Origin of the sequence: Nonomuraea africana (genome assembly GCF_014873535.1) — a bacterium.
Taxonomy (GTDB): Bacteria; Actinomycetota; Actinomycetes; order Streptosporangiales; family Streptosporangiaceae; genus Nonomuraea; species Nonomuraea africana.
Genome location: NZ_JADBEF010000001.1, coordinates 2,412,674 through 2,435,663, shown reverse-complemented (window position 1 = coordinate 2,435,663; position 22,990 = coordinate 2,412,674). Strand labels below are relative to the sequence as shown.

Annotated in this window: 21 protein-coding genes; 8 read left to right on the top strand and 13 right to left on the bottom strand. The window is 71.5% G+C overall.

What is annotated here, in order from left to right; genetic code table 11:
* Positions 1 to 68: 68 nt before the first annotated feature.
* Positions 69 to 2,768 (bottom strand): ATP-binding protein, encoded by a 2,700-nt coding sequence (locus H4W81_RS11355; RefSeq protein WP_192774773.1) that lies wholly within the window; start codon positions 2,766 to 2,768, stop codon positions 69 to 71.
* An 85-nt stretch (positions 2,769 to 2,853) separates the two neighbouring features.
* On the opposite strand from H4W81_RS11355, the gene H4W81_RS11350 reads away from it, so the two are divergent.
* The gene (locus H4W81_RS11350; protein ID WP_192774772.1) at positions 2,854 to 3,363 is read left to right on the top strand and encodes a hypothetical protein; all 510 of its coding nucleotides are present in this window, start codon (positions 2,854 to 2,856) and stop codon (positions 3,361 to 3,363) included.
* A gap of 208 nt (positions 3,364 to 3,571) precedes the next feature.
* On the top strand, positions 3,572 to 4,231 hold the full coding sequence (locus tag H4W81_RS11345) for a hypothetical protein (protein WP_192774771.1): 660 nt from the start codon (positions 3,572 to 3,574) through the stop codon (positions 4,229 to 4,231).
* Positions 4,232 to 4,343: 112 nt separating this feature from the next.
* Here the strand turns inward: H4W81_RS11345 and H4W81_RS11340 are convergent, their stop codons facing one another.
* Positions 4,344 to 6,404: a phosphocholine-specific phospholipase C gene (locus H4W81_RS11340; RefSeq protein ID WP_192774770.1), complete on the bottom strand. Its 2,061-nt coding sequence runs from the start codon at positions 6,402 to 6,404 to the stop codon at positions 4,344 to 4,346.
* A 184-nt stretch (positions 6,405 to 6,588) separates the two neighbouring features.
* Between H4W81_RS11340 and H4W81_RS11335 the strand changes: the two genes are divergently transcribed.
* Positions 6,589 to 6,810, top strand: a complete 222-nt coding sequence (locus H4W81_RS11335) for a type 2 periplasmic-binding domain-containing protein (protein WP_225958556.1) — start codon at positions 6,589 to 6,591, stop codon at positions 6,808 to 6,810.
* 32 nt (positions 6,811 to 6,842) lie between these two features.
* On the opposite strand, the gene H4W81_RS11330 is transcribed toward H4W81_RS11335, so the two are convergent.
* Entirely contained in the window at positions 6,843 to 7,406 is a 564-nt protein-coding gene (locus H4W81_RS11330; protein WP_192774769.1) for a CGNR zinc finger domain-containing protein, read from the bottom strand.
* 84 nt (positions 7,407 to 7,490) lie between these two features.
* Between H4W81_RS11330 and H4W81_RS11325 the strand changes: the two genes are divergently transcribed.
* Complete coding sequence (locus H4W81_RS11325) at positions 7,491 to 8,366, top strand: alpha/beta fold hydrolase (protein WP_192774768.1); 876 nt, start codon at positions 7,491 to 7,493, stop codon at positions 8,364 to 8,366.
* Between the two features lie 316 nt (positions 8,367 to 8,682).
* Here H4W81_RS11325 and H4W81_RS11320 read toward each other — a convergent pair whose 3' ends face one another.
* The 5 genes from H4W81_RS11320 to H4W81_RS11300 form a co-directional block, all read right to left on the bottom strand.
* Positions 8,683 to 10,110, bottom strand: a complete 1,428-nt coding sequence (locus H4W81_RS11320) for a serine hydrolase domain-containing protein (protein ID WP_192774767.1) — start codon at positions 10,108 to 10,110, stop codon at positions 8,683 to 8,685.
* Positions 10,111 to 10,232: 122 nt separating this feature from the next.
* Entirely contained in the window at positions 10,233 to 11,111 is an 879-nt protein-coding gene (locus tag H4W81_RS11315) for a cytochrome c biogenesis CcdA family protein (RefSeq protein WP_318781671.1), read from the bottom strand.
* 37 nt (positions 11,112 to 11,148) lie between these two features.
* The gene (locus H4W81_RS11310) at positions 11,149 to 11,736 is read right to left on the bottom strand and encodes a redoxin domain-containing protein (RefSeq protein ID WP_192774766.1); all 588 of its coding nucleotides are present in this window, start codon (positions 11,734 to 11,736) and stop codon (positions 11,149 to 11,151) included.
* A 154-nt stretch (positions 11,737 to 11,890) separates the two neighbouring features.
* Positions 11,891 to 13,078, bottom strand: coding sequence for an FAD-dependent oxidoreductase (locus tag H4W81_RS49235; protein ID WP_192774765.1), 1,188 nt, complete (start codon positions 13,076 to 13,078; stop codon positions 11,891 to 11,893).
* Positions 13,075 to 13,653, bottom strand: coding sequence for a TetR/AcrR family transcriptional regulator (locus H4W81_RS11300; protein WP_192774764.1), 579 nt, complete (start codon positions 13,651 to 13,653; stop codon positions 13,075 to 13,077). The genes H4W81_RS49235 and H4W81_RS11300 overlap by 4 nt, the downstream gene beginning before the upstream one ends.
* Positions 13,654 to 13,949: 296 nt before the next feature.
* On the opposite strand from H4W81_RS11300, the gene H4W81_RS11295 reads away from it, so the two are divergent.
* Positions 13,950 to 14,204: a hypothetical protein gene (locus H4W81_RS11295; RefSeq protein ID WP_192774763.1), complete on the top strand. Its 255-nt coding sequence runs from the start codon at positions 13,950 to 13,952 to the stop codon at positions 14,202 to 14,204.
* A gap of 602 nt (positions 14,205 to 14,806) precedes the next feature.
* On the opposite strand, the gene H4W81_RS11290 is transcribed toward H4W81_RS11295, so the two are convergent.
* Positions 14,807 to 15,610: a class I SAM-dependent methyltransferase gene (locus H4W81_RS11290; RefSeq protein WP_318781670.1), complete on the bottom strand. Its 804-nt coding sequence runs from the start codon at positions 15,608 to 15,610 to the stop codon at positions 14,807 to 14,809.
* Positions 15,611 to 15,758: 148 nt separating this feature from the next.
* Between H4W81_RS11290 and H4W81_RS11285 the strand changes: the two genes are divergently transcribed.
* Together H4W81_RS11285 and H4W81_RS11280 are read left to right on the top strand one after the other, a co-directional pair.
* Complete coding sequence (locus H4W81_RS11285) at positions 15,759 to 16,376, top strand: DUF998 domain-containing protein (RefSeq protein ID WP_192774761.1); 618 nt, start codon at positions 15,759 to 15,761, stop codon at positions 16,374 to 16,376.
* A gap of 191 nt (positions 16,377 to 16,567) precedes the next feature.
* A complete protein-coding gene (locus tag H4W81_RS11280) occupies positions 16,568 to 16,795 on the top strand; it encodes a hypothetical protein (RefSeq protein WP_192774760.1) in 228 nt (75 codons plus the stop codon).
* Between the two features lie 12 nt (positions 16,796 to 16,807).
* Here the strand turns inward: H4W81_RS11280 and H4W81_RS11275 are convergent, their stop codons facing one another.
* Both H4W81_RS11275 and H4W81_RS11270 read right to left on the bottom strand, forming a co-directional pair.
* Positions 16,808 to 17,107 (bottom strand): DUF6506 family protein, encoded by a 300-nt coding sequence (locus H4W81_RS11275; protein ID WP_192774759.1) that lies wholly within the window; start codon positions 17,105 to 17,107, stop codon positions 16,808 to 16,810.
* An 85-nt stretch (positions 17,108 to 17,192) separates the two neighbouring features.
* Entirely contained in the window at positions 17,193 to 17,435 is a 243-nt protein-coding gene (locus H4W81_RS11270) for a hypothetical protein (RefSeq protein ID WP_192774758.1), read from the bottom strand.
* Positions 17,436 to 17,728: 293 nt separating this feature from the next.
* Here H4W81_RS11270 and H4W81_RS11265 point away from each other — a divergent pair, with 293 nt between their 5' ends.
* Positions 17,729 to 21,103, top strand: coding sequence for an OmpL47-type beta-barrel domain-containing protein (locus tag H4W81_RS11265; protein WP_192774757.1), 3,375 nt, complete (start codon positions 17,729 to 17,731; stop codon positions 21,101 to 21,103).
* Between the two features lie 88 nt (positions 21,104 to 21,191).
* Here the strand turns inward: H4W81_RS11265 and H4W81_RS11260 are convergent, their stop codons facing one another.
* Both H4W81_RS11260 and H4W81_RS49230 read right to left on the bottom strand, forming a co-directional pair.
* Positions 21,192 to 21,860, bottom strand: coding sequence for a response regulator transcription factor (locus H4W81_RS11260; protein WP_318781669.1), 669 nt, complete (start codon positions 21,858 to 21,860; stop codon positions 21,192 to 21,194).
* The gene (locus H4W81_RS49230; RefSeq protein ID WP_192774755.1) at positions 21,857 to 22,918 is read right to left on the bottom strand and encodes a sensor histidine kinase; all 1,062 of its coding nucleotides are present in this window, start codon (positions 22,916 to 22,918) and stop codon (positions 21,857 to 21,859) included. Before H4W81_RS49230 ends, H4W81_RS11260 begins: the two co-directional genes overlap by 4 nt.
* Positions 22,919 to 22,990: the final 72 nt, after the last annotated feature.

Below are 22,990 nucleotides of genomic sequence, written 5' to 3'. Positions count from 1 at the left end.
ATCAGCCGAATCGGCCCCGATGACTTAATCGCCGGCCGGTCACCCGAGCCGGTATCAGTCGTCGTGGCCTACTGGTCGGACAGCAGCAGCCCGGCCAGTTCCTGGCGCGAGCCCACGCCCAGCTTGGGGAAGGCCCGGTACAGGTGGTGGCCCACCGTGCGTGGGCTGAGGAAGAGCTGGGCGGCGATGTCGCGGTTGGCGAGCCCCTGCGCGGCCAGCCGGACGATCTGCAGCTCCTGCGGGGTGAGCAGCGCCAGCACGCCGGGGCCCTGGCGCTGGGCCAGCCCCGCGCCGCTGGCCTCGAGCTCCGCCTGGGCCCGGTCCGCCCACGGTCTGGCGCCGATCCGGTCGAAGCTCTCCAACGCGGCGGCGAGCTCCCGCCTGGCCTCCGCCTTCCTGCGGGTCCTGCGCAGCCACTCGCCGTACAGCAGCCGGGTGCGGGCCTGGTCGAAGGGGCGGCTGTCGTGCTCGTGCAGGCGCAGGGCGCGGGCGAAGGTGTCGTCGTCAGGGGTCAGGAGCGCCCGGCCACGGTGCAGCAGCGCCTCGATCCACGGCCGCGGCGCCCGTCGCGCCACCACGTCGAAGCGGGCCAGCGCCTCGGCCGCCAGGCCCGCCTCGCCCAGCCGTACCGCGGCCTCGATCAGGTCGGGCAGGCTGCGCTCGGCGGGCAGCTGGTGGGCGGCGGGGCCGCGGTACAGGACCATCAGGTGGTCGAGCGCGTCCTGGGCGCGCCCGTGACCGAGTTCGAGCAGACCCAGCGCCCACCTGGCTCGGTGCCCGAAGGCGCGCTCGCCCTGGTCCTCCAACGCCAGGGCGGCCAGCTCCTCGCAGCCCTCCCTGTCGCCGGTGACCGCCGACAGGTAGGCCAGGACGCCGCGGGCGTGGCCGGCCCAGTGCGGCTGCCCGGTGTCCATGGCGATGTCGAGCGCCTCGGACGCGCTGGTCATCGCGTCGCGGTAACGGCCGAGAAAGGTCTGGGCGACGGCCAGATAGCACAGCGCGGACGGCAGCACGCCCACCTTGCCGTCCGCGCGCGAGCGGGCGACGATGCCGCTCACCAGCTCGAGCGCCTGCGCCTCCAGCCCGCCCAGCAGGCCGGCCTGGCAGATCAGCAGCAGGTCGGGCGCGCTGTGCCGGTGCAGCGCCGCCGCCTGCTCGACCACGTCGGCCAGGCGCTCCAGCCGTCCGGTGGGCTGGCCGGTGCCGAGGGAGGTGAGCCAGCGCTGGAGCCTGAGCACCGGCCAGGCGGCATCGCCGTCGGGCAGGGTGAGCGCCTCCAGCTGGGCGGCGGTGGCGGCGGTCAGCTCGTGATCTCCGGCGAACCACGCGGTGTGCAGCGCGTCCATCATCATCGCGACCGCCTGGCGCGGGTCGGCGCCGGCCAGCCTGGCGGCCGCCTCCAACTGCAGGCCGTGGGCTTCGCGCAGAAAGCCGCGCCCGGCCGCCGCGTTGGCCCTGATCCTGAGCAGCGTGGTGCGCTGCTCGGGGTCACGCGCCCGCGCGGCCGCCCGTTCGGCCAGCATCTGCGCCCTGACGAGCTCGCCCGCCTCGGCCGCGGTGTCGGCCGCGCGGGCCAGCAGCCGCGTGCGCTCGTCGGCGTCCTCCGCCAGCTGCGCCGCACGCTCGTAGGCCGCCGCCGCGGCCGCGTACCCCTTGCGCGCCGCGGCCAGCTGAGCGGTGCGGGCCAGTTCGGCGGCCACCTGGCCGTCGGGACCCGTCGCCGCCGAGGCCAGGTGCCAAGCCCGCCGGTCGGCCTGCTCGGGCCCGGTCAGCGCCTCGGCCAGCGCCCGATGCGCGCGCAGCCGCCGGTCGAGTGAGGCGCCCTGGTAGACGGCGGCGCGGACCAGCGGATGACGGAACGACACGCGCCCGCCCTCGACGCGCAGCAGTCCCGCCTTCTCCGTCACGGGCAGGTCCTCGACCCCCGCGCCGAACGCGGCCGCCGCGCGCAGCAGCACGCTCAGCTCCCCTGTGTCGTCGGCCGCCGCCACCAGCAGCAGGTCCCCGCTCGGCGCGGGCAGCCGGACGGCCTGGGCGTGGAAGGCCCGCAGCAGGCGGCTGGTCAGCGGCAGCTCGCCGGTCGGCGGGACGGCGCGCAGCGCCGCGGGCAACTCGAGCAGCGCGAGGGGGTTGCCACCCGCCTCGGCGAGCACGCGCCGCCGTACCTCCGGGCTCAGATCACGCTCGCGCTCGTCGACGAGGGCGGCGGCGGCTTCGGCGGACAGCCCGCCGAGCCGCAGCTCGGCCAGCCCCTGCGCGGGAAAGGGCGCCTCGCCGTCGCGGACCGCGAAGATCACGGCCACCTGCTCGGCACTCAGCCGCCTGGCGGCGAACTGCAGCGCCTCGGCCGACGGACGATCCAGCCACTGGGCGTCGTCGATCACGCACAGCACGGGCGACTCCTCCGCCAGCTCCGACAGGAGCGTGAGGACGGCCAGCCCGACCAGCATGCGGTCGGCCGGAGGGCCGAGCGCCAGGCCGAACGCCCCCTCCAACGCCTGCCGCTGCGGGTCCGGCAGAGCGGGCAGGTGGCGGGACAGGACCGGGTGCAGCAGCAGGTGCAGCCCGCTGAACGAGAGCTCGGCCTCCGACTCGATCCCGACTCCACGCAGCACGTGCATGTCGTCCTGGGCGGCGATGGACTCCAGCAGCGCCGTCTTGCCGATGCCCGGTTCACCGCGGATCACCAGGGCGCCGCTCCGGCCCGCGCGGGCACCCGCGAGAAGCTCGACGACGAGCGCCTGCTCGGCCTCCCTCCCGTGCAACATGGCCGACAGGCTACCGAAAACGGGCGCCGCCACTTCCATGGGGAAGGGCCGCTTACCGGATGAGAGCGGCGGGCACACCATGACTATGCCGCTTCCTGTCCGGTTCGTCATCGCCGTCCTCATATCCGTGCTCGCCGCGTGCACCGGTTCGCAGAGCGCCCCGCGCACACCTGTCGCCGCGCCGCCACCCATCCCCGCGGCGGGGCCGACGACGGCCGCACCGGCCGTGGCGTCGGCGGCTGCCTCGCCGGAGCCCACCGCCGAAACGAACGGCAAGGAGTGCGCGGACGCTGACTGCGAGATCGAGCTCAGGACCGGTGACCGGATCAGGCTCGACGAGGGGTTCGGCGTGCGGCAGTTCACCGTCGAGTCCCTCGATCGGGACGAGGTCGTGATCACGATGCTCGGCTTCTCCGGCGGGCTGAGCGTCGAGGGGATGAGCGTCAGCGTCACCAGCACCTGCGTCAACGGCCGCTGCCGCGACGAGGGCGAGGTCTCCCTCCGGCCGGACGCGCCCGCCCGGATCGACGGCGTACGGCTGAAACTAATCAGCCTGGCCGGCGACCGCGCCGTCATACGGCTCACGCCGAGCTGAACCGCTGGCGCAGAGCTGAATGCAGAGCTGAATGCAGAGCTTCGCAGCGCAGAGCTGAGCCGCGGCGCAGAGCTGGGCCGCGGAGGGTCCGGCCCCCGGAGTGGCCGGTATGTCAGTCACCGGGATCTTCACCGCGTCGGGAGCTTCACGGCTCTGGGAAGCGTTGATCCTCTCGGAGGTCGTCTTCCCGGAGCGACGGCGGTGGCCCATGCAGTTCATCGAGACCAGCGTCATCGGCGTCCGGTCGGCCGTCCTCACCTTCGGGTGGCGTGGCTCGGGGATGAGGTTCCTCCTCGTCCCCATGGTGCACGTCGCCGAACGGGCCTTCTACGAGCAGGTGTCGGAGCTGCTGCGCGGCTGCGACCTGATCGTGGCCGAGGGAGAGCCCAAGACCTTCCTGTCCATGCACAGGAAGGTCGCCAGGATCCGCGTCGACGGCCTCGTGCACCAGACGACGGCGCTCGACCTCGAGTCGCTCGGGATTCCTCTCCTGTGGCCCGACCTCGGTGGCGAAGCCGGGCCGGCCCGATGGTTCGACGTCGTCGTCGACGCCCTCACGGCGGTGCCCGACTGGCTGATGACCATCAGGTTCCCCCGGCGCGCCATCGACATCACGGATCTCACCGGCCATGACGGGTGGGCCGGTGGACGGTTGAAGAACTCCTGGCGGGAGGCCATGCTCCACGATCGGGACAGGCAGTTGCTCGATCACATCGCGCAGGTCCACCGGGAGCGCGGCGACGAGCACGTCATGGTGGGCGTGCCGTGGGGCGCGCACCACATGACGGCCGTGGCCGGTTACCTCTTCTCGGAACTCGGGTACCGCGTGGTCGGGGCCACGTGGCTGACCGTCCGCACCGCCCGCTGAAGGCATCGCCGGACGGCTGGCGGAACTCAACACGTCCCTTCGCCCGAGGCCGGGATGCCCTACCCGCCCCGCGCGCCGGCATGAGGACGCGCGGAGCGCGTGGCGGGGATAGCTAGCCGGTGACGCCGTGGGAGCCGTTCTCGATGTAGCCGCGGAACGTCCTGGCGAAGCTCGCATCGGTGCTGACGGTGACGGTCAGGTCGTACCAGCGGTCGCCGTAGGCGCCTGCTCGCCAGGAGTCCGAGCTGGTCCCGCCGGCGGGGACGGTGTAGGTCCACGGGCCGTCAGTGCGGTAGGCGTCCGCCTTGACCGTGAAGGTCACCGCCGAGGTCCCGGTGTTGGTGAACGTGAGCGTGACCAGGCCGCCCTCGCTGAGGCTGAGGGCGGCGGAGACCTCGGCGGTGACGCCGGGCGCGTTGAGGTCGCCGGCGAGGCGGCGGGCGAAGCCGTTCGGGCCAAAGCAGGTCAGGTCGTACTTACCGCCCCCGTACGACTGAACGCTGAAATAGTCGGACACGGTGCGCCCAGGGCTCACGTCGTAACGCCAGGGGCCGTCGGTGCGGTGGTCGTTGGCGTAGACCGTGAAGTGGGTCGTGGCGGTGCCCTGGTTGATCATGTCGATCCATACCCGTCCGGTGGACTTGGCCTGCCTGGCGTTGGCGTTGGGCTGGTAGGGCAGCTTGCGCTTCAGGCGCGTGCCCGGCTCCTGGCGCGGGAACGTCTGGGGGCTCGGCGGCGACGGCTTCGACGCGCCGGTGCCCGCGGTGGGCGTCGGCCGGGTGAAGCCGGGATAGACGTCAGAGGTGGTGGTGTCCAGGGCCGCGGTGAGGTCGCCGCACAGCTCGCGCCGCCACGGGCTGATGTTGCTCTCCACCACCCCGGTGACCTTCTCGAGGAACTTCAGCACCGAGGTGTGATCGTACAGCTCGGAGCAGGTGTAGCCGCCGCGGCTCCACGGCGAGACGACCAGCAGCGGCACCCGGGGCCCGAGCCCGATCGGCTGGCCGCTCACGTACTCGGTGGCCGCCGAGGCAGGCGGGACCGGTGGCGGGACGTGGTCGAAGTAGCCGTCGTTCTCGTCGTAGTTGAGCAGGAACACCGTCTGGTTCCACACCGCCTCGTTGGACGCGAGCGCGTCCAGCACCTGCCACACCAGCTCGGATCCGGTGCTCGGGCCGTCGGACGACGGGTGCTCGCACTGGCTCTCCGGCGCGACGATCCACGACACGGCGGGCAGCGTGCCGTTGGCGACGTCAGCGCGGAACGAGGACGTCAGCTGCCCGTCCGGCACCCGGCGCAGCGCCCGCTCGAACAGGCTGCGCTCGGCCGGGGTCAGCGTCCTGACGCCTTCGTCGAGCCTGGCGAGCAGCGTCTGGCGCTCGGACTGACCGGCCGCGCGCACCCTGCCGTAGAAGGTGTTCATGCTCTTCAGTCCCAGCGGGGCCAGCGCCTTGCGCGCCACCGCCTTGAAGACCTGGAAGAACTCGAAGTTGTTGTTCTGGTAGTTGTCCCACTCCTGGTACACCTTCCACGGCCGGCCCGCGGACTCCAGCCGCTCCGCGTAGGTCGTCCAGGTGTATCCGGCGTGGGTGTCCTCGCTGTAGGCGGCGTTGCCGGTGGCGCGGCTGCCGTCGGGCTCGTTGCCGATCATGCCGGTGACGTGGTAGCTGCGGTTCGGGCTGGTGGCGCCCATGACCGAGCAGTGGTAGGCGTCGCAGATCGTGAACGCGTCCGCGAGCTGGTAGTAGAAGGGCAGGTCGCTTCGGTCGTAGAAGCACATGGTGTGGGCGCCCTTGGCCGGCACCCACTGGTCGTACCTGCCCTTGTTCCAGGCCTGGTGTCCGTCGGCCCAGCCGTGCGGCGTGCCGGCCAGCTGGTGGCTGTCGGTGCCGTACGGCAGCACGTAACCGGTGCCGTTGGGCTGGTAGAACACCGGCTTCCTGTTGGCCCGCAGGGTCAGCGCGTTGCGGTCGCCGTAGCCGCGCACACCGCGCAGGCTGCCGAAGTAGTGGTCGAACGACCGGTTCTCCTGCATGAAGACCACGACGTGCTTGACCACCTCCAGCCCGCCGGTGGGCGCGGGCAGGCTCAGTGCGTGCACCAGGCTGTCAGGCAGGAGCGAGTAGGCGGCGGTGGTGGCCGCGATCGTGGTAAGGAAACGTCGACGGTCCATCAGGTCTCCAATGAGGGGGTTGGAGAAACTGTGACCGCGCGTTGATCACTCGTCAAGGCCCAAATGTAGCTTTATGCATGACTAAAGGCGATTTAATGCAGATTTAGTCATCTAAGTCTGAGTATTGGGCCCAATAGTGGCGGCAACATCACGAAAGCGGAATGCTGTGGGTTGGTGGCCGCGGATGCCGCTCGGGCTGACATCTGCGTCAGGCCGGGCCAAACTCCCGCCCAACACGTCGGCCACCCCGAGCAACTACACGCACCCCTCGCTGGTCTACAGCCCGCTCGCGGGCGCGCCGGCCGTTCCCGTCGTCCTCGCCTGGCGCGAGGGGCAGGGGCACCCGGCCATCCCGGACCTCCTGGCACTCGCACGCGGTCCTCGCGGCAGGAGAAGCCTGAGCTGAGACGGATCCGACGACAACAGCCTTGCTGACGCTCAGGCGCGCTTGTTGCGTTGGTAGTGGCGGGCGACGCGAGCGCGGTTGCCGCAGCGGGCGGCCGAGCACCAGCGGCGGCGCGGGTGGGCGGGCAAGAACAGCATGACGCAGTCGTCGGCCTCGCACTGCCGGATTCCGGTGACCGCCGGGTCGGCCAGCAGGTCGGCGGCGGCCTCGGCGAGGCAGGCGGCCAGCCGTGCGCCGGCCGGGCCGGTGCGCCGCCGGAGGGCGGTGACCTTGGAGCCGTCCCAGATCAGCTCGTGGATCGCGGGCGCGGCCCGCTGGGCCTGGCTGAGCGCCTCCAGGTCGGCGTCGGGGGGCCGGGTGCCGTGGCGGGCGTACTCGAGGGCGTCGGCCGTGTGCTGCCGTACGGCGTGCACGGCGTCCAGGTCCGGGGCGGCGAGCTCGGCGGCCCACTCCCGCGCATCGGGAAGGCGGTCGTACTGGAGGGCCAGCCAGGCGCGCAGGTCGTCGGGGGTGGCAAGCAGGTCACCCGAGGACGGGCGGGTGTTGACCAGGTCCAGGGCCAGCGGCTCTCCGGTGAGGGCGGCGAGATTACTCACGACCTAATGCTACATCGCCGACTTGACACATTAGACTCGTGATCGCTACACCTAATGCATCATGACGCTTGAAAGGCATTAGACATGTCCTTGCCCTTGATCGCCCGCACTGCTCACCGCCACGTCGACGTCGACGGCGTCCGCGTCTTCTACCGCGAGTCGCTGCCCGAGCGGCCTGACGCCCCCGCGCTGCTGCTCCTGCACGGATTCCCCTCCGCCTCTCACCAGTTCCGCCGCCTCATCGACGTGCTGGGGTCCCGCTTCCGGCTGATCGCGCCCGACTACCCCGGTTTCGGCCACACCCAGGCGCCGCAGGGCTTCACCTACTCCTTCGACCGGCTCGCCGACATCACAGAGGGCTTCGTTCAGCGCATCGGGCTGACCCGCTATGTGATGTACGTCTTCGACTTCGGCGCGCCGGTGGGCTTCAGGCTCGCCGAACGCCACCCCGAGCAGATCGCGGGCCTGATCGTGCAGAACGGCAACGCCTACGAGGAGGGCCTGTCGGCGGGCGCCCGCGACTTCATCGCGTTGCGTCCCCAGACGCCAGGCGCCGACGACACCATCGGCGACCTGCTCACCCTCTCGGGCACGCGCGGTCAGTACGAAAGCGGCGTTGCCCGCCCCGAACTGATCGCGCCGGACGGGTGGACGCTCGACCAGCACTTCCTCGACCTGCCGGGCCGAAAGGAAGCCCAGATCGCCTTGGCCTTCGACTACCACACCAATGTCGCGCGGTACCCGGTCTGGCAGGAGTGGTTGCGCAGCCACACCCCGCCCACCCTCATCACCTGGGGCCGCAACGACCCGTTCTTCCCCGAACCCGGGGCCCGCGCCTACCTGCGCGACCTGCCCAACGCCGAACTGCACCTGTTCGACACCGGGCACTTCGCCCTGGAGGAGAACCTGCCGGAGATCGCCCCGCTCATCGCCGACTTCCTCGGCCGAATCGCGAACTGACGCACACCAGCGCGGGGATGCGACCTCAGGGCCATTCGATGGACTGTCGGCAGCCGGTGATTACTACTGGCTCACATCACGTCATGAGGGTTGAGCCCTGACCAGGCGATTGCCGGTCCTGTGGCCTGGTCGAGGCGGTGCCGTCCGACGGCTTCGGAGGGTGGGCGGGTGCTGCGACGGTGAAGTCGACTTTGAGTGCGTACCAGTCGGCCACGTAGGAGCTTGGGTGCCACTCGCTTCGGCGCCACGGCCACCGCGTCGATCCCCCACTACCTCGCCTGCCGCCTGGGCGAATCCTGACGCGGCCGGCGGTGCTTCAGGATGCCTGGTCGCCCACTCGTCGCAGTCGCAGCCGGACGGCGTGGTAGAGCCGTGCGGCCACCACCGCCGTGCCGGCGGTCGCGGCGGCCACCAGCCAGATCATGAATGTCGGGTAGAGATAGGCCACCTGCACCCACATGATGTCTCCGCCCCGGGCGAGCACCCGGAAGATCGGGGTGATCGTCGCGCACAGCGCGAGCGGCGCCAGATAGGGCAGCAGCCGCCATCGCCGCCATCCCGTACGGCGGGCGGCCCACCGCCGCGAGCGGGCCACGCCACGTACGGCCAGCCCGGCGGTCGCCAGGGTCAGCAGCAGGAAGAGCAGGTCGATGACCAGCGAGGACGCCAAGGAGGGGATCTCGGGCGCGCCTCCCTCGATCAGGTCGACGACGCCGTCCATGAGGGCACCGGCGTCGGCGAAGGCCATGCCTGTGTTGGCCATGATCGCGACGCCGTACCCGGATTCCGGCATGAGCAGTTGATGGGCCGTCGAGGTGAAAAGGTCGCCGCCGTGCTCGATGACAGGGGTGCCGCGCTCGGTCTTGCCGATCGACCACCCGAGGGCATACGTGTCGTTCTGTCTGGAGGGGGTGCGCAGTTCCTTGACGCTTTGCGGGGACAGGATGCCGTTGTGCTGCGCGATCAGCCAGCGGGCCAGGTCGTTGGCGGTGCTGAGGACTCCGCCGGAGCCGTTGCCGAACCCGGTGGGCTCAGGCAGGGCGACGGCCTGGCCGAGGACGTACAGGTGTCCGCGGGCGCTGCCGGGCAGATCGCGGTCGGTGTCGATGGTGGTGCTGTGGCGCATGCCGAGCGGCGCGAACACCTGCGCCTGGAGATAGGCCGCGAACGGCCGGCCGCTCACCACTTCGACGAGCCGGGCGGCGACCTGGTAGTTGGTGTTGTGGTAGCTGAAGGTGGTCCCCGGGTCCGCGGCGAGCTTCGCCGTCTTGAGCCGTGCCACGGCGCCTTCGAGCGTCTCGGGCTGGGGCAGGCTCTTCTCACGGAAGGCCGAGTCGGCCATGCCTGATGTCTGATGGAGCAGCTGCCGTACGGTGATCTTCGCTGCCCGCGGATCCGCCATCGTGAACTCCGGCAGGTAGCGGCGCACCGGCTGGTCGAGTTCGACCTTGCCCTTCTCCACCAGTTGCATGACGGCGAGGGAGGTGAAGGACTTGCTGACCGACGCGACGGCCATGGGGGTGTCGGCTGTCACGGGATCACCGGAGGCGGTCTCGCCGTACCCGGCGGCGTGGACGACCTCCGTCCCCTTGGTGATCGCGATCGCGACCCCGGGCAACCCCGTCGCCTCACGGTAGTGCCCGATGAACTCGTCCACTGCCGCAGGAGCGAGGTCGTGTGGCGGGACATGGCCGGAGGAGGGAAGAAGGGCCAGGAAGAGCGCGGCAAAGGTATTTCTCAGCACTTCGCCACGCTATTGACGCCGCCTGGGCCAGGACCATTGCGGAATTCCGCCGAGCTCCTTACGGGAAACCGCCACATCCTGATCACCCTCCCGGTGAACCGGCGGGCAGGCGGTGCGCGGCCTCAGGCGCGGGCGCGCCGCCGTACCGCGCGGACGAAGAAGGCGCCGCCGATGAGCGCGGCCAGGGCGACGGTGATCCAACCAGGCCCCAGAGCCGCCAGCCAGCCGGCCAGCACGCCCTGGACGGCTGTCGCGGCGCCCACGATCGGGTCGTCGGTTTCCCCTCCCGCGAAAACGCGCAGCTCGTAGAAGCCGTAGTAGCAGACGTACAGCCCCGCCAGGACGAGCAGGCCGCCGCCGGCTCTGGAGACGTACGGCAGCAGCCGCCGCAGCCTGGCCACCGCGGCGGCGCGGGCGAGCGCCACCGCCAGGGACAGCACCGCGACGACCAGGCCCATGCCGAGCGCGTACGCCGCGAAGGCCGCGAGGCCGCCGAGCGCGCCGCCGCCCGCAAGCGACGCGGACGTCACCGCCAGGAACGGCCCCACCGTGCAGGACAGAGAGGCGATCGCGTACGACAGGCCGTAGCCGTACAGCGACAGCGGCGAGGTGGTGGGACGGCCGGTGGCGAGCCCGGGGAGGCGCAGCAGGAGCTCGCGGCCGCTCAGCAGCCAGAGTCCGAGCACGGTCAGGCCCACGCCGATGACGACGGTCACCCAGGGCAGGTAGCGGCCGACCGAGACGGCCAGCGCGTGGACGAGGAGCCCGAACAGCACGAAGACCGTGACGAATCCGGCGGTCATGGCGGCTGACAGAATCAGCGCCCTGGTGACGGGTCCGCGACCGCCGGTGGCGCCACCCGCAGGGGGTCGACCGGCCTGCGCGGAGTCCGTGATCAGCAGGGTGAGGTAGGCGGGCAGCATCGCGAACCCGCACGGGTTGAACGCGGCCACCATCCCGGCGGTGAGCGCCAGGGCGAGGGGCAGGTCGGCGACGTTCACGCGCGCCCCTCCCGACCGGCGACGGGCACGGCGGACCCTACCCTTCGAGCAGCTTGCGGAGGTGGCCGTCCAACTCGTCGTGGCCGAGCGGGCCTGAGGCCTTCTCGGTGGAGCCGTCCGGTCTCATGAACACGAACGTGGACTGCTCGCTGACGCCCAGCTTGGTCCACACCGCGCCCTTCGTGTCCGCGAGGTGAATGATGTCGCCGGTCCTCGTGCGCTGGACGAACTCCTTCATCGCCGACTCGGTGTCGAGCCCTGCCACGCCGACGAAGGCGACCTTGTCGTACTTCACGGCCGCGACCTTCACGGCGGGCGCCTCGGACCGGCACTTGGGACACCAGGGCGCCCAGAACCAGAACACCACCGGCCGGCCCGCCAGGCTCGCGCCCTGGAAGGCGGCGCCGTCCAGCGTCGTGGCGGAGAAGGCCAGCGCGGCGGGCACCGGCGCCGTCGTCGCCTGGCTCGGTGCAGGGGTGGACGGTGCGGGCGCGGACGTCACGGTCACCGGCATCGGGTCCTCGCCTCGGGCCGGGGTGGCCGCGTCGCCCGGCCCGGCGCTGCCGCACGCGCTCACCAGCAACGCGGCCGATGCCAGGAGGGCTCCCACTCGCAGTGTGATCACGTGTTCAGCGTAGAAGCGCGGGCTCCCGTCAATTCTTACGAGGCGGTGACGACCGTGGCCCGGCCGGTACGGCGGGCCGAAGAGCGCGGGCAGCCCGCGGCGGTGACGGCGGGCTGCCCGCTCACGGTGGCAAGGCGCTTCGAGACATCCGCGATCAGTGCTTGGCGAGGTCGCGGAGCTCGGTGGGACGGCGGCCGGCCAGGCTGTGCGTGCCGGGCGTGAGGGAGTTGAGGAGCAGGCGGCTGATGCCGGGCAGGGTCGCGAGGCGCAGCAACCCGTCGCGGACGCCGATCCGCCACCGGGTGGAGGGCGCCATCCAGTCGACGACCCGGCGTCCCAGCGCCTGGGTGCGCTCGATGGTCGGCCGCATCCGATCCTCGTAGGCGGCGAGGGCCGTGGAGAGACGGTCTCCGGCGCCGCGCAACTCGTCGGCCAGGACCCAGGCGGCGGCCATGGCCACCGACGAGCCGTGCCCGGCGAAGAGCGAGACGGCCTGGCAGGCGTCGCCGAGAAGGACCACGCGGCCGCGGCTCCAGCGGTCCATCTCGATCTGGACGACCTGGTCGTAGAAGATCTCCGCCGGGTCGTCGGGGCAGTGGGCAAGCAGGCCGGGGACGAGCCAGCCGAGCTCGCCGAAGTGCCGGCGCAGGCTCTCGGCCGGGTCGACGGGCAGGGCGGGGTCGGGCTCCCGGCGCAGGAACATCGTGGCGAGCGCGTCGTCCCGCAGCGCGTAGGCGCCCGCCGACCTCCCCGGCACCGTGAGCGCCTGGTAGCGCCTGCCGATGGCCGCGTTCAGCGCCTTGTCGGTGAGGAGGAAGACGGCGATGTGGTGGCCGAGGTAGCGCACGAACTCCTCTTCGCGGCCGAAGACCAGGTCACGGACCCGGGAGTGGGCGCCGTCGGCCCCGACGAGCAGGTCGACCTCGCGCCGCGAGCCGTCGGTGAGCGTGACCGTGACACCGTCCGCGCGCTCCTCCACCGCCGCCACGCTGGTGCCGTACCGGATGGGGGCGCGGACGTCGCTCAGCACGGCCGCGGCGAGGTCGCCTCTCAGCAGACTGATGAGCTGGGCGAAGTCGCCCGGCATGTCGAGGCGGCTGGACGCGCGGCCGCGCTCGTCCCGGTAGGTGAGGCCTTCGATGGTGTAGCTCTGCGCCTCCAGCCGCCCGCGCAGGCCCATCCGCTCGGCGACCTCCAGTCCGGGGCCGTAGAAGTCGATCAGGTAGCCGCCGTCGCGGAAGCGGGCCGCTCGTTCGACCAGTTCGACGTCCCAGCCTGAGCGCTCCAGATGCCAGGCCAGGGTGAGGCCGGCGATACCGGCTCCACAGATGAGCGTCTTCACGGTGTCACTCCCTGGGTGAACAGGCGGCGTAGTGGACGGACCATGGCGGCGACGTCCAGGTCGGGGTCGACGGTTCGGTGCAGGATCACGCCGTCCACGACGGCCGCGAGCAGCCCGGCGAGGGCGTCGGCGTCGTGGTCGTGCCCGTGGGCGCGCAGCCACTCGGCGACGTGGGCGCGGAACTCGGCGGCGATGACGGCCAGCTCGGCCCGTAGGCCGGGAATCCGGCCGGCCGCCAGGAACGCCTCGACCAGGGGCAGGGACTCCGGGTCCGTCCCCGAGTAGCGGGACAGCTCGCCCAGCAGCCAGTCGACGCCCTCGGACACGTCGGCGTGCTCGGTCAGCTCCTTCGCGCTCCGCTCGATCAGCAGCCGTGCGTGGCCGGTGCAGGCGGCGATGAGCAGGTCGGTCACCGACGCGAAGTGGTAGTGCACCAGCGCCGGGTTCACCCCGGCCCGCTCCGCCACCAGGCGGGTGGTCACGGCGCCCCAGCCCACCTCACCGACCAGCGGCACGGCGGCCTGGAGCAGGCGCTGACGCGTCGCCCGGCCCCTTTCCGCTGACGCTTCCGCCATTTCAGCCTCCTTGAGCAAGCGATTTGGGTGATTGCCTTGGTCGTTTGCCCAAACACTAGCCTCCCGAGCGGTTCGCCGGAAGCCTCCGCGGCGCCGTACCGCCTCCGCCGCACGCCCAGATGACGGAGCGGCCCCCGCTCCGCCGTACCGCCCAGATGACGGAGTGGCCGGCGCGGTTCCGTTCCACCCAGATGACGGCGGGGCGGTGGGCCGTCCGGGCGAGGATTTCCTCTGGCCCGGCCCCCGTTCTTTGTCGTATTTTTGCGGCACGTTGAGCCGTAGCGGGGAGAGTGCCTATGGAAAGCTCGGACGGTCGGGTCGTTCTCGTCATCGTGATCGCGATGGTCCTGTTCTTCGTCGGACGTCGCTTCCAGCGGACGCTGGACACCTGGCGAGGCTGGGGCAAAGCGGTGAAGGACGCGGCCGACGCGGCGGGGAGAATCACCGGCGCCCGATCGGCGGCCTGGTCGGCGGTCCGGAGCATGCTCCTGGTCGGCGGGGCGACCCTCGCCTTCATCGCGCTGGTGGTGAACGCGATCCGGTCCCAGTAGGGCCCCAGCCGCCACCGAAGATCGGTCGGCGCGGCGTCGCGCGACCATCGGCGACGCGAGTCTCACACCCCTGCGAGCACACCCGGATGCGCCCAGGCCCAGAGGAGCGCGGGCGCGGAACCGGCGTTCATCGGTACGCCAGGGGCCGAACCAGCGTTCACCGGTACGCCAGGGGCGGAACCGGCGTTCACCCGGTACGCCAGCGCCCCTGACAACTGAGGCCTCGCCCCCGGGGTGCGCTCGACCGCGGTCACTCCGCGGGCCTGGTGCCACCCCTCGGCCCACCCCGGGGGCACGGCGCGGGACCTGCCGTCTCCTTGAGCGAGAGAAGGCGCCCCGGAGCGCAACGCCGTGAGAAGGCGCCGCCATCAGGGACGCGACGTGCTAGGAGGCGCCGCTGTCCCAGTCCCGGGGGCGCCGGCCTGCCGTCTCCTTGAGCGCGAGAAGGCACCCCGGGAGCGCGACACCGTGAGGAGGAGGCGCCGCCGTCCGGACGCGACGCGCGAGGGCGGTCGACGCCGTCCCCGGCGCGACGCGGCGGGTCCGGTCGCCGTCCGCGCCCGCCGCGGTGGGGCGCGTCGCCGTCGGATGCGAGCAGGGTGTCAGTGTGGGCCTGGGGCCGGCTTCGAGGCCACTGCCATCAGGTGCGCGCTGACCCCCAGCATGGACGGCTCCGACTCGGTCAGACGGATCGCACGCAGCAGGCTCTCCGGTCGGCCGAGCAACTCCTCGAGATCGCCCAGCAGCCAGGCGAACCCCTCCACGGCCACCAGCCGTTCATGGACGAAGCCGGCCCCCTCCACCTCGGGCCCCACCTCCTCCGTCCGGTGGAAGTACGCCCAGAAGACCTCATCGGGGACGCTGCCGGGATCGTTGCTCTGCCCCGTGCGCAGGTTCAGCTCGAAGGTGTCCCAGACACCGGGGTCGTCCAGCAGCTTCCGGGAGGTCGCGTCGACGATCCACGTGTGGCGGCCGATGACCTCGGCCAGCAGCCGTCCCCCTGGACGCAGCACCCGGAAGGCCTCTCGCAGCGCCAGCCGCCGGTCCGCGGCGTCAGCGAGGTGGTACAGCGGGCCCATCAGCAGCACCGCGTCGAAACCGGCGTCGGGCAGCGGGAGGCTGCGGGCGTCTCCGATCCGGCACGAGAAACCGCCGACGCCGGACGCCTGGTCGATGTGCTGTGGCACCGGATCGACCAGCACGACGTCGTAGCCGAGCGCGGCGAGACGCGACGCGTGGGCGCCGGGGCCGCCGCCGATGTCGGCGACCCGCCCGCCTCCGGGGAGGAACCGCTCGAAGATGTCCCAGGTGCGCAGGCGGGTGAGCGTGCCACGGGCGGTCGTCCAGAGCCGTCCGGCTTCGTCGTTCAGCGCGTAGTGCCGCAGCACTCTCTCATCCGTCGACACGACAGAAGTCCTCCTCACCCGCCGGCCCGTCGACCGAGCCTGCCAGGGCATCCGATCCTCGATCAACGGCTTTCGAAAAGCAACTGGAGTTGACTAATACCGTTTAGTCAACGTAGGTTGCTCACAAGTCCGATGCAGAGGCGGCACAATGACGACGTTCTTCCTGGTCTGCGGCGCGGTCAGTGGCCCGCTGTTCATCCTCACCTTCCTGGTCGCGGGCACCGTGCGCCGGTCCTACAGCCAGTTACGGCACCCGGTCAGCTCGCTGGCCCTCGGCGAGCACGGCTGGGTCCAGACGGTCAACTTCATCGTCACGGGCCTGCTGACCGTGGCCTTCGCGGTCGGCCTCCGGCAGGCGCTCGACTCGGTCCTGGTTCCCGTGCTGATCGGCCTGCACGGGCTGGGACTCGTCGGCGCGGGGCTGTTCGTCACCGATCCCATCAGCGGCTACCCGCCCGGCACCCCCGACAGACTCGAGAAGCACACCCGCAATGGCGCGCTGCACGACCTGGTGTCGGTCCCGACCTTCGTGGCCTGGCCGATCTCCGCCATCGTGCTCGGCGTCGACCTCCTGCACCGGAGTCAGCCCGGCTGGGGCATCTACTCCGTGGCCACCGGCGTGGCCTTCTTCGCCATGTTCGCCGTCTCCAGCGTGGGATTCGCCCAGGTGCCGTCACTGGTTGGGCTGGGCGGCCTGTTCCAGCGGATCACCGTCGCCATCGGTTTCACCTGGACCACTCTGCTGGCCGTTCACCTGATGGGGTGAGCGCCGGGGCGCCCGCCCCGCTGGACATCTCCCCCAGGCTCGGCGACCCCCCGCGGACGAGGGGTTGAAAGAGGGGCGTGAAAGTACCTCACGTAACCACGCGACTACTCTATGCTTCCTTCTGTGGCAGTCGGCCCGTGCGGGGAGGCAGGCCGGCCTCCTCTCCTGTCCGGCTCTCGAAGGGGAGGCCGATGAGTGCCAGCGAAGTGAACGTGTGTCAGGTCTGCCAGGGAGTGATCACTCCGGTCCCGCCCGAGGCCTACACCTCCGTCCGGGGGCGGCTCATCGTGACCAACGGCTACTGCCGGGGCCGATGCGACACCGGCGACCCCGCCGGAGGGGCCGCTGGAGACGCCGCCGCCCATCCGAGCGCGCCAGACCGCGTCGCGCAGCCGGACGAGGCGACCTCGGGACTGTGACCACGCCGCCGGTCAGGAGAAGATCGCGTGGACCTGGTCGACCGCTTCAGGTCCGTAGCCGACGGTGCCCACGGGGACCGCGCCGTCGATCGCCTCGATGATGCGCCCGGCCCAGACCGGCCCGAACCCGCCGCACAACTCGATGAGCTGGACACCCTCCGCCACCAGGCGGCGCGCGACCTCGATCCCCTCCTCGGGCTTCTGCACCCCCACCAGCACGGTGCGGCACTGACCCGTGTCGGCGACGCTGACGGATCCACCGGCCTCGCTGCCGGCGGCCGTGTAGATGAAACCCCAGTGGGTGAGCGCCATGTGCACAGTCCCCTCGATCGATCGGCAAAGTCATCACTTAACCAGATCGGGGGTGGGCGCTCCGCACCGCCTGGGGCGGACGCGATCAGCGCCCGGCTTCCTGCCCTTCGAGGGCGTCCATGACCTGCGCCCCTTCGCGCGCGGCCGCAGCAGGCGACAGCTCGTCCAACGCGTGACGCAGCGTGGCCTCGGCGGCGTCCAGCGCCGCCCTGGCGGTGATCACGTGCGTGTGCGCGCGATCGAGGTGGCCGAGCCCGATGCAGTCGAACGCGACCTGCGCGTCGTGCAGGGCGAGCTGCAACTGCCTGGTGGTCTCGTCTAGGCCCATGGTGTGTCCTCCCACGTCCGCGTCTCGCTCCCGAGCATGCCGCCGTGCCTACCCGCTCCCCCGGCAGGTATGCCGCGACCGGCCCGATCTTCCACGGCCAGCTGCAGAGAGATCCGAACTCTAATGGGACACAAGGTGACATAGGTGCGATGAGTCAGAGATCTCCGCACTATTGATCGGATGAAATGTGATCTCGCCGTGATCGTCCTCACCGGAGGCCCGCTGCCACAATGAGCGAAATCCGGGCCGGGCGCGCACCATCGCGCATGGCACCGCAGGACGTTGGAGGGCACGTGAATTCCGGCAAGCCCTGGCGGTTCCTGCTTGCGGCCACTGTGGCCGCGGGCGGGCTGGCCGTCCTCTCCCCCACCACGGCGCTCGCCGCCGACACCACCTTCCACGTCGCCGTCGACGGCGACGACGCGGCCGAGGGCACCGCCGCGGCGCCGTTCAGGACGATCGAGCGGGCCCAGCGCGCCGTCCGTCAGGCGCTGCCCTCCGCGACGGGGCCGCTGCGCGTCCACGTCGGCGGCGGCACCCACTACCTGAGCGCGCCCCTCACCTTCACTCCCGCCGACTCCGGTACGGCCGCCGCGCCCGTGACCTACGTGGCCGCGCCCGGCGAGCAGGTGGTGATCAGCGGTGGCCGGCGGCTGACCCCTTCGTGGAGCACGCACGAGGGCGCCGTCAAGGTGGCCGACATCGGGGCGGGGCTCGACTTCGACGAGTTGTTCCTCGACGGCGACCGGCAGGTCCTGGCCAGATACCCGAACGTCGACGCGAAGGTCGCCGTGCTCGACGGCTACGCGGCCGACGCGATCTCCCCCGCCAGGGTCGCCCGGTGGAAGAACCCGACGACCGCGCTGGTCCGCGGCCTGCACCAGGGCGAGTGGGGCGGCAACTCCTTCAAGGTCACAGGGGTGGCCGCCGACGGCGCCCCGGTGCTGCAATGGGTGGGCGACAACAACCGCGGCAGCGGCCTGCACCCCGAGAAGCGCATGGTGGAGAACGTCCTCGAGGAGCTCGACGCCCCCGGGGAGTGGTTCTACGACAAGAGCGCGGGCAGGCTCTACCTCCAGCCGCCGCAGGGCGTGGACCTGGCGAGCGTGCGGGTCGAGACCGCCGAGCGGGAGGAGCTGATCAAGGTCGTCGGCGACTCGCCCGCCGCACCCGTGCACGACATCACCTTCGCCGGGTTCACCTTCACCCAGACCCACCGCACGCTGTTCAGCAGGCCGTACGAGAAGTTGCAGCTCGGTGACTGGGCGATCGTCAGAGCCGGCGCGGTCTACCTGAAGAACACCAGGAAGATCACCATCCGCGACTCGCGGTTCGAGCAGGTCGGCGGCAACGGCGTCTTCATGGACGGCTACAACGAGGCCAACGCCGTCTCCGGCAACGAGTTCCGCCGCTCGGGCGCGACCGACGTGGCGGTGATCGGCTCGCACGAGGCCGTCCGCGAGCGGTCCACCTGGGACGGCATGCGCAAGACGATCACCGACACGACGCCGGGCCCGAAGACCGAGGACTACCCGCGCGACATCCTGATCAGCGGCAACCACATGACCGGCAACGGGCGCTTCGAGAAGCAGACCTCGGGCGTGCAGATCTCGATGAGCCGCAGGGTCACCGTCTCGGGCAACACCGTGCACGACGGCCCGCGCGCCTGCGTCGACATCAACGACGGCACGTGGGGCGGCCACGTGATCGAGGACAACGACATCTTCGACTGCGTCAAGGAGACCTCCGACCACGGCCCGGTCAACTCGTGGGGCCGCGACAGGTTCTGGCCGCTCGACGCGAGCGACGCGGTCAAGAAGGGCTACGCCAAGCTCGACGCGATGGAGACCACCAGGATCCGGCACAACCGGATCTGGCACTCCTCCCACTGGGACGTCGACCTCGACGACGGCTCCTCCAACTACGAGGTCACCGACAACCTGCTGCTCAACGGCGGGGTGAAGCTGCGCGAGGGCTTCCACAGGACGGTCCGCAACAACATCTTCGTCAACGGCGGCGGCCACTTCCACGTCTCCTACGCCGACAACGGCGACCTGATCGAGAACAACGTCTTCGTCACCGACGACCCCTACGACTTCATCCAGAGCGACCCGGCGACGTCCAGGACGGTCTACGACAGGAACCTCTTCTGGAACAACGGCAGGCCGGTCGGCGACATCACCGACGCCTGGCGGGCCCGCGGCCTCGACACCCACTCCGTCGTCGCCGACCCCGGGTTCGCCGGGTCCAGCCCTTACACCGACCCCGCCAAGCTCGACTACACCCTCAAGCCCGACTCCCCCGCCCTGGCGCTGGGCTTCCAGCCGTTCCCGATGACCGGCTTCGGCAGGCAGGGCGCGCCCACCCCGCCGCCGCTCACCTGGCGGCAGGCCGAGCAGGGCATGACGCTCGGCAGCCTGGCCGAGCCCGTCATGGGCGCCACGGCCACCGAGATCCACAGCGACGAGGTGAAGTCGTCGGTGGGGCTCACCGACTACGACGGGCTCTTCCTCAAGGCGGTGCCCGCCGACTCCTACGCGGCGCGGAAGGGCCTGCGCACCGGCGACGTCATCAGAAAGATCGACGGCGTCGAGGTCACCGACAGGAACAGCTTCTGGAAGGTCTACAACCTCGTCCCCGCCGGCCGGACTTTGGCGTTGACGATCTGGCGCAACCAGGCGCCGACCGAGCTGAGCGTGCCCAGGTTCAGCGGCGCCGAGACGATCGACAACGTCTCCGGCGTCGTCTACACCGGCTCCGGCTGGGACTGGAAGAACGACCGGCGGGGCGGCGCGAAGTCCAGCCTCGACAACCTGCACGCCACGCAGGCCGACGGCGACGCCTTCGAGCTCGCCTTCCACGGCACCGGCGTGGAGTACATCGCCCAGGTCAACTCCGACGAGGGCAAGGTCGACATCTACCTCGACGGCGAGCTCGACACCACGATCGACAACTCCAGCCCCACCCGGATCTACCAGAAGGTCGTCTACGCCAAGACGGGCCTGACGCCGGGCAGGCACACGATCAAGGGCGTGAAGAGAGGCGCCGACTACTTCATCGTCGACGGCTTCACGATCCACCATGCCGCAGAGACGGACGGCAAGGCCCCGGCCACCACCGCCTCCGAGGTCCCAGACGGCTGGAGCGCCGCCCCCGTCACGGTCACGCTCACCGCGACCGACGAGGGATCGGGGGTCGCGCGCACCGAGTACCACCTCGGCGACGGCGAGTGGGCCGGCTACTCCCGTCCCATCGTGTTCGACAGGGACGGCCGGTCCACGCTGACCTTCCGCAGCGTCGACAAGGCGGGAAACGTCGAGCCGGCGCGGTCGCTCACCGTGCAGGTCGACAGGACGGCTCCCGCGCTGGCCGTGACGCCGAGCCGTACCCGGCTGTGGCCGCCGAACCACAAGCTCGTCCCTGTGGACCTCGCGGCGGAGGCGACCGACGCGGGTCCCGTGACGGTCACGCTGGTCTCTGTCGTCAGTGACGAGCCCGGCGGCGAGGACGACGTCCAGGAGGCCGAGTACGGCACCGCCGACCTCTCCTTCCTGCTGAGGGCGGAGCGGGAGGGCGGCGACAGCCGGGTCTACACGATCACCTACGAGGCGGTGGACCGGGCGGGCAACACCACCACCGCGACGGCCGCGGTGACCGTACGGTACTGACCATCGAGGGGCCCGGCTCCACGCCCGCTCCGGGCGGGCCGGGCCCCGGCTTCGGGGGCCCGGGATCTCGGGGAGAGCCGATGCGAGGCTAGCCCGTCGGGGAGAAGGGGGCGCTCGGGTCGCCGGTGCCGGCGAAGACGAGGCCCCGTTCGTAGGCGAGGACGGCCGCCTGGGTGCGGTCGCGGGCACCGAGCTTGTCCAGGACGTTGCGGACGTGCGTCTTGACCGTCTCCTTCGACACGTACAGCGTCGCCGCGATCTCCGCGTTGTTCTGCCCGTGGGCGATGTGCCGGAGCACGTCCAGCTCGCGCGGGGTCAGCTCGACCGCGGGGCGCGGCTGCGCCGTCCCGTGATGAGGGGAGGCGATGCGGCGCAGCGCGTCGGGGAAGAGCACCGCGTCGCGGGTGTGGACCAGCCGGATGGCGTCCACCAGCTCGCCGGCCGGCGCGCGTTTGAGCACGTAGCCCGCGGCGCCGGCGCGCAGGGCGCCCCAGACCAGCTGGTCGTTCTCGAACGTGGTGACCACGATGACCCGCGTCGCGGGCGAGCGGCGGGCGAGCTCCTGGGTTGCGGCCAGGCCGTCCACGCGGGGCATGCGGACGTCCATCAGCACGACGTCCGCGCCGATGCCCGCCTCGATGGCCGCGCCGCCGTCGGCGGCCTCGCCGACGACCTCGATGTCGTCGTGGAGGGAGAGCATCGTCGACCATCCCGAGCGGATCAGCTTCTCGTCGTCGGCCAGGACGACGCGGATCACAGCGGCAGCGTCGCCTGGATGCGCCATGTGCCGTCCACCTCCTTCCGTGTCCACGTCCCGCCGGCCAGGCGGGCCCGCATGCGCATGCCGGTCAGGCCGCGCCCCTCCCTGGCGGGGGTGCCCGCCGTGGCGTTCTCCACGGTCAGGACCAGCGCGTCGCCGACGGCGACGTCGAGGGTGACGGGGCCGCGCCCGTGGCGCAGGGCGTTGGTGAGCGCCTCCCTGGCGATCGCGTACGCCGCGCGCGAGGTCGGGGCGGGGACGCGGTCGAGGCGGCCGACGCTCGCGCGCACGTCGAGGCCGCGGGTGAGCATGTCGAGCGCGTCGAGCGTGGGCCCCTCGGCGGTGTCGCCGTCGTCGAGCACGCGGAGCAGCACGTCGAGGTCCTGCTGGGCGTCGCGGGCGGTGGTCACCAGGTGGTCGAGCGACTGGTCGGCCTCCGCGACCCCTGCCTGCGGCCGCTGCAGCGCCGCCTGGGCGGCCATGGCCTGCACCAGGACGACGCTGAGCGCGTGGCCGACCGAGTCGTGCAGTTCCAGCACGAGGGTCTGGCGGCGGCCGAGCTCCTCGATCGTGCGGGACGGCTCGGCGCGCAGCAGCCGGCGCGCCGCCCACCGCTGGCCGAGGCCGCTGGCGACCATCGCGGCCAGAGCGGCGGCGGTGAGCAGGAGCACCTCGGCCATCTCACCGGGCGCCTCGCGCCACAGGTCGCCGAGCCGGACCAGCCCGGGAGCCAGCAGCAGCACGCCCCCGCCGAGGGTGGCGCCGCCGTACAGGTGCAGGCCGGTCAGCGCCACCAGGTAGAGCCGGTCGGCCCGCTCGGGCACGTCGACGCCGAGCAGCTCCGCCAGCGCGGCCACCTCGATGCGCTGGACCAGCGGCATCATGGCGAGCAGCACCGCGGCGGGCAGGCACGCCGCCCACAGCACCAGCACGCGCCCGGGTGTCGGCTCGGCCAGGATCGCCAGGCCGAGCGCCGCGGCGACCGGGGTCAGCAGCGCGGCGCCCAGGAGTTGGTAGATGCCCGCGCCCACGGCGCGGGCGACAGGGCCCTTCACGGGGACCGACGTTAGCCGACGGCCCATCCAGGGGCCTCCCTCGGCAGGGGGAGGTGGCCTGACGCCTGCGTT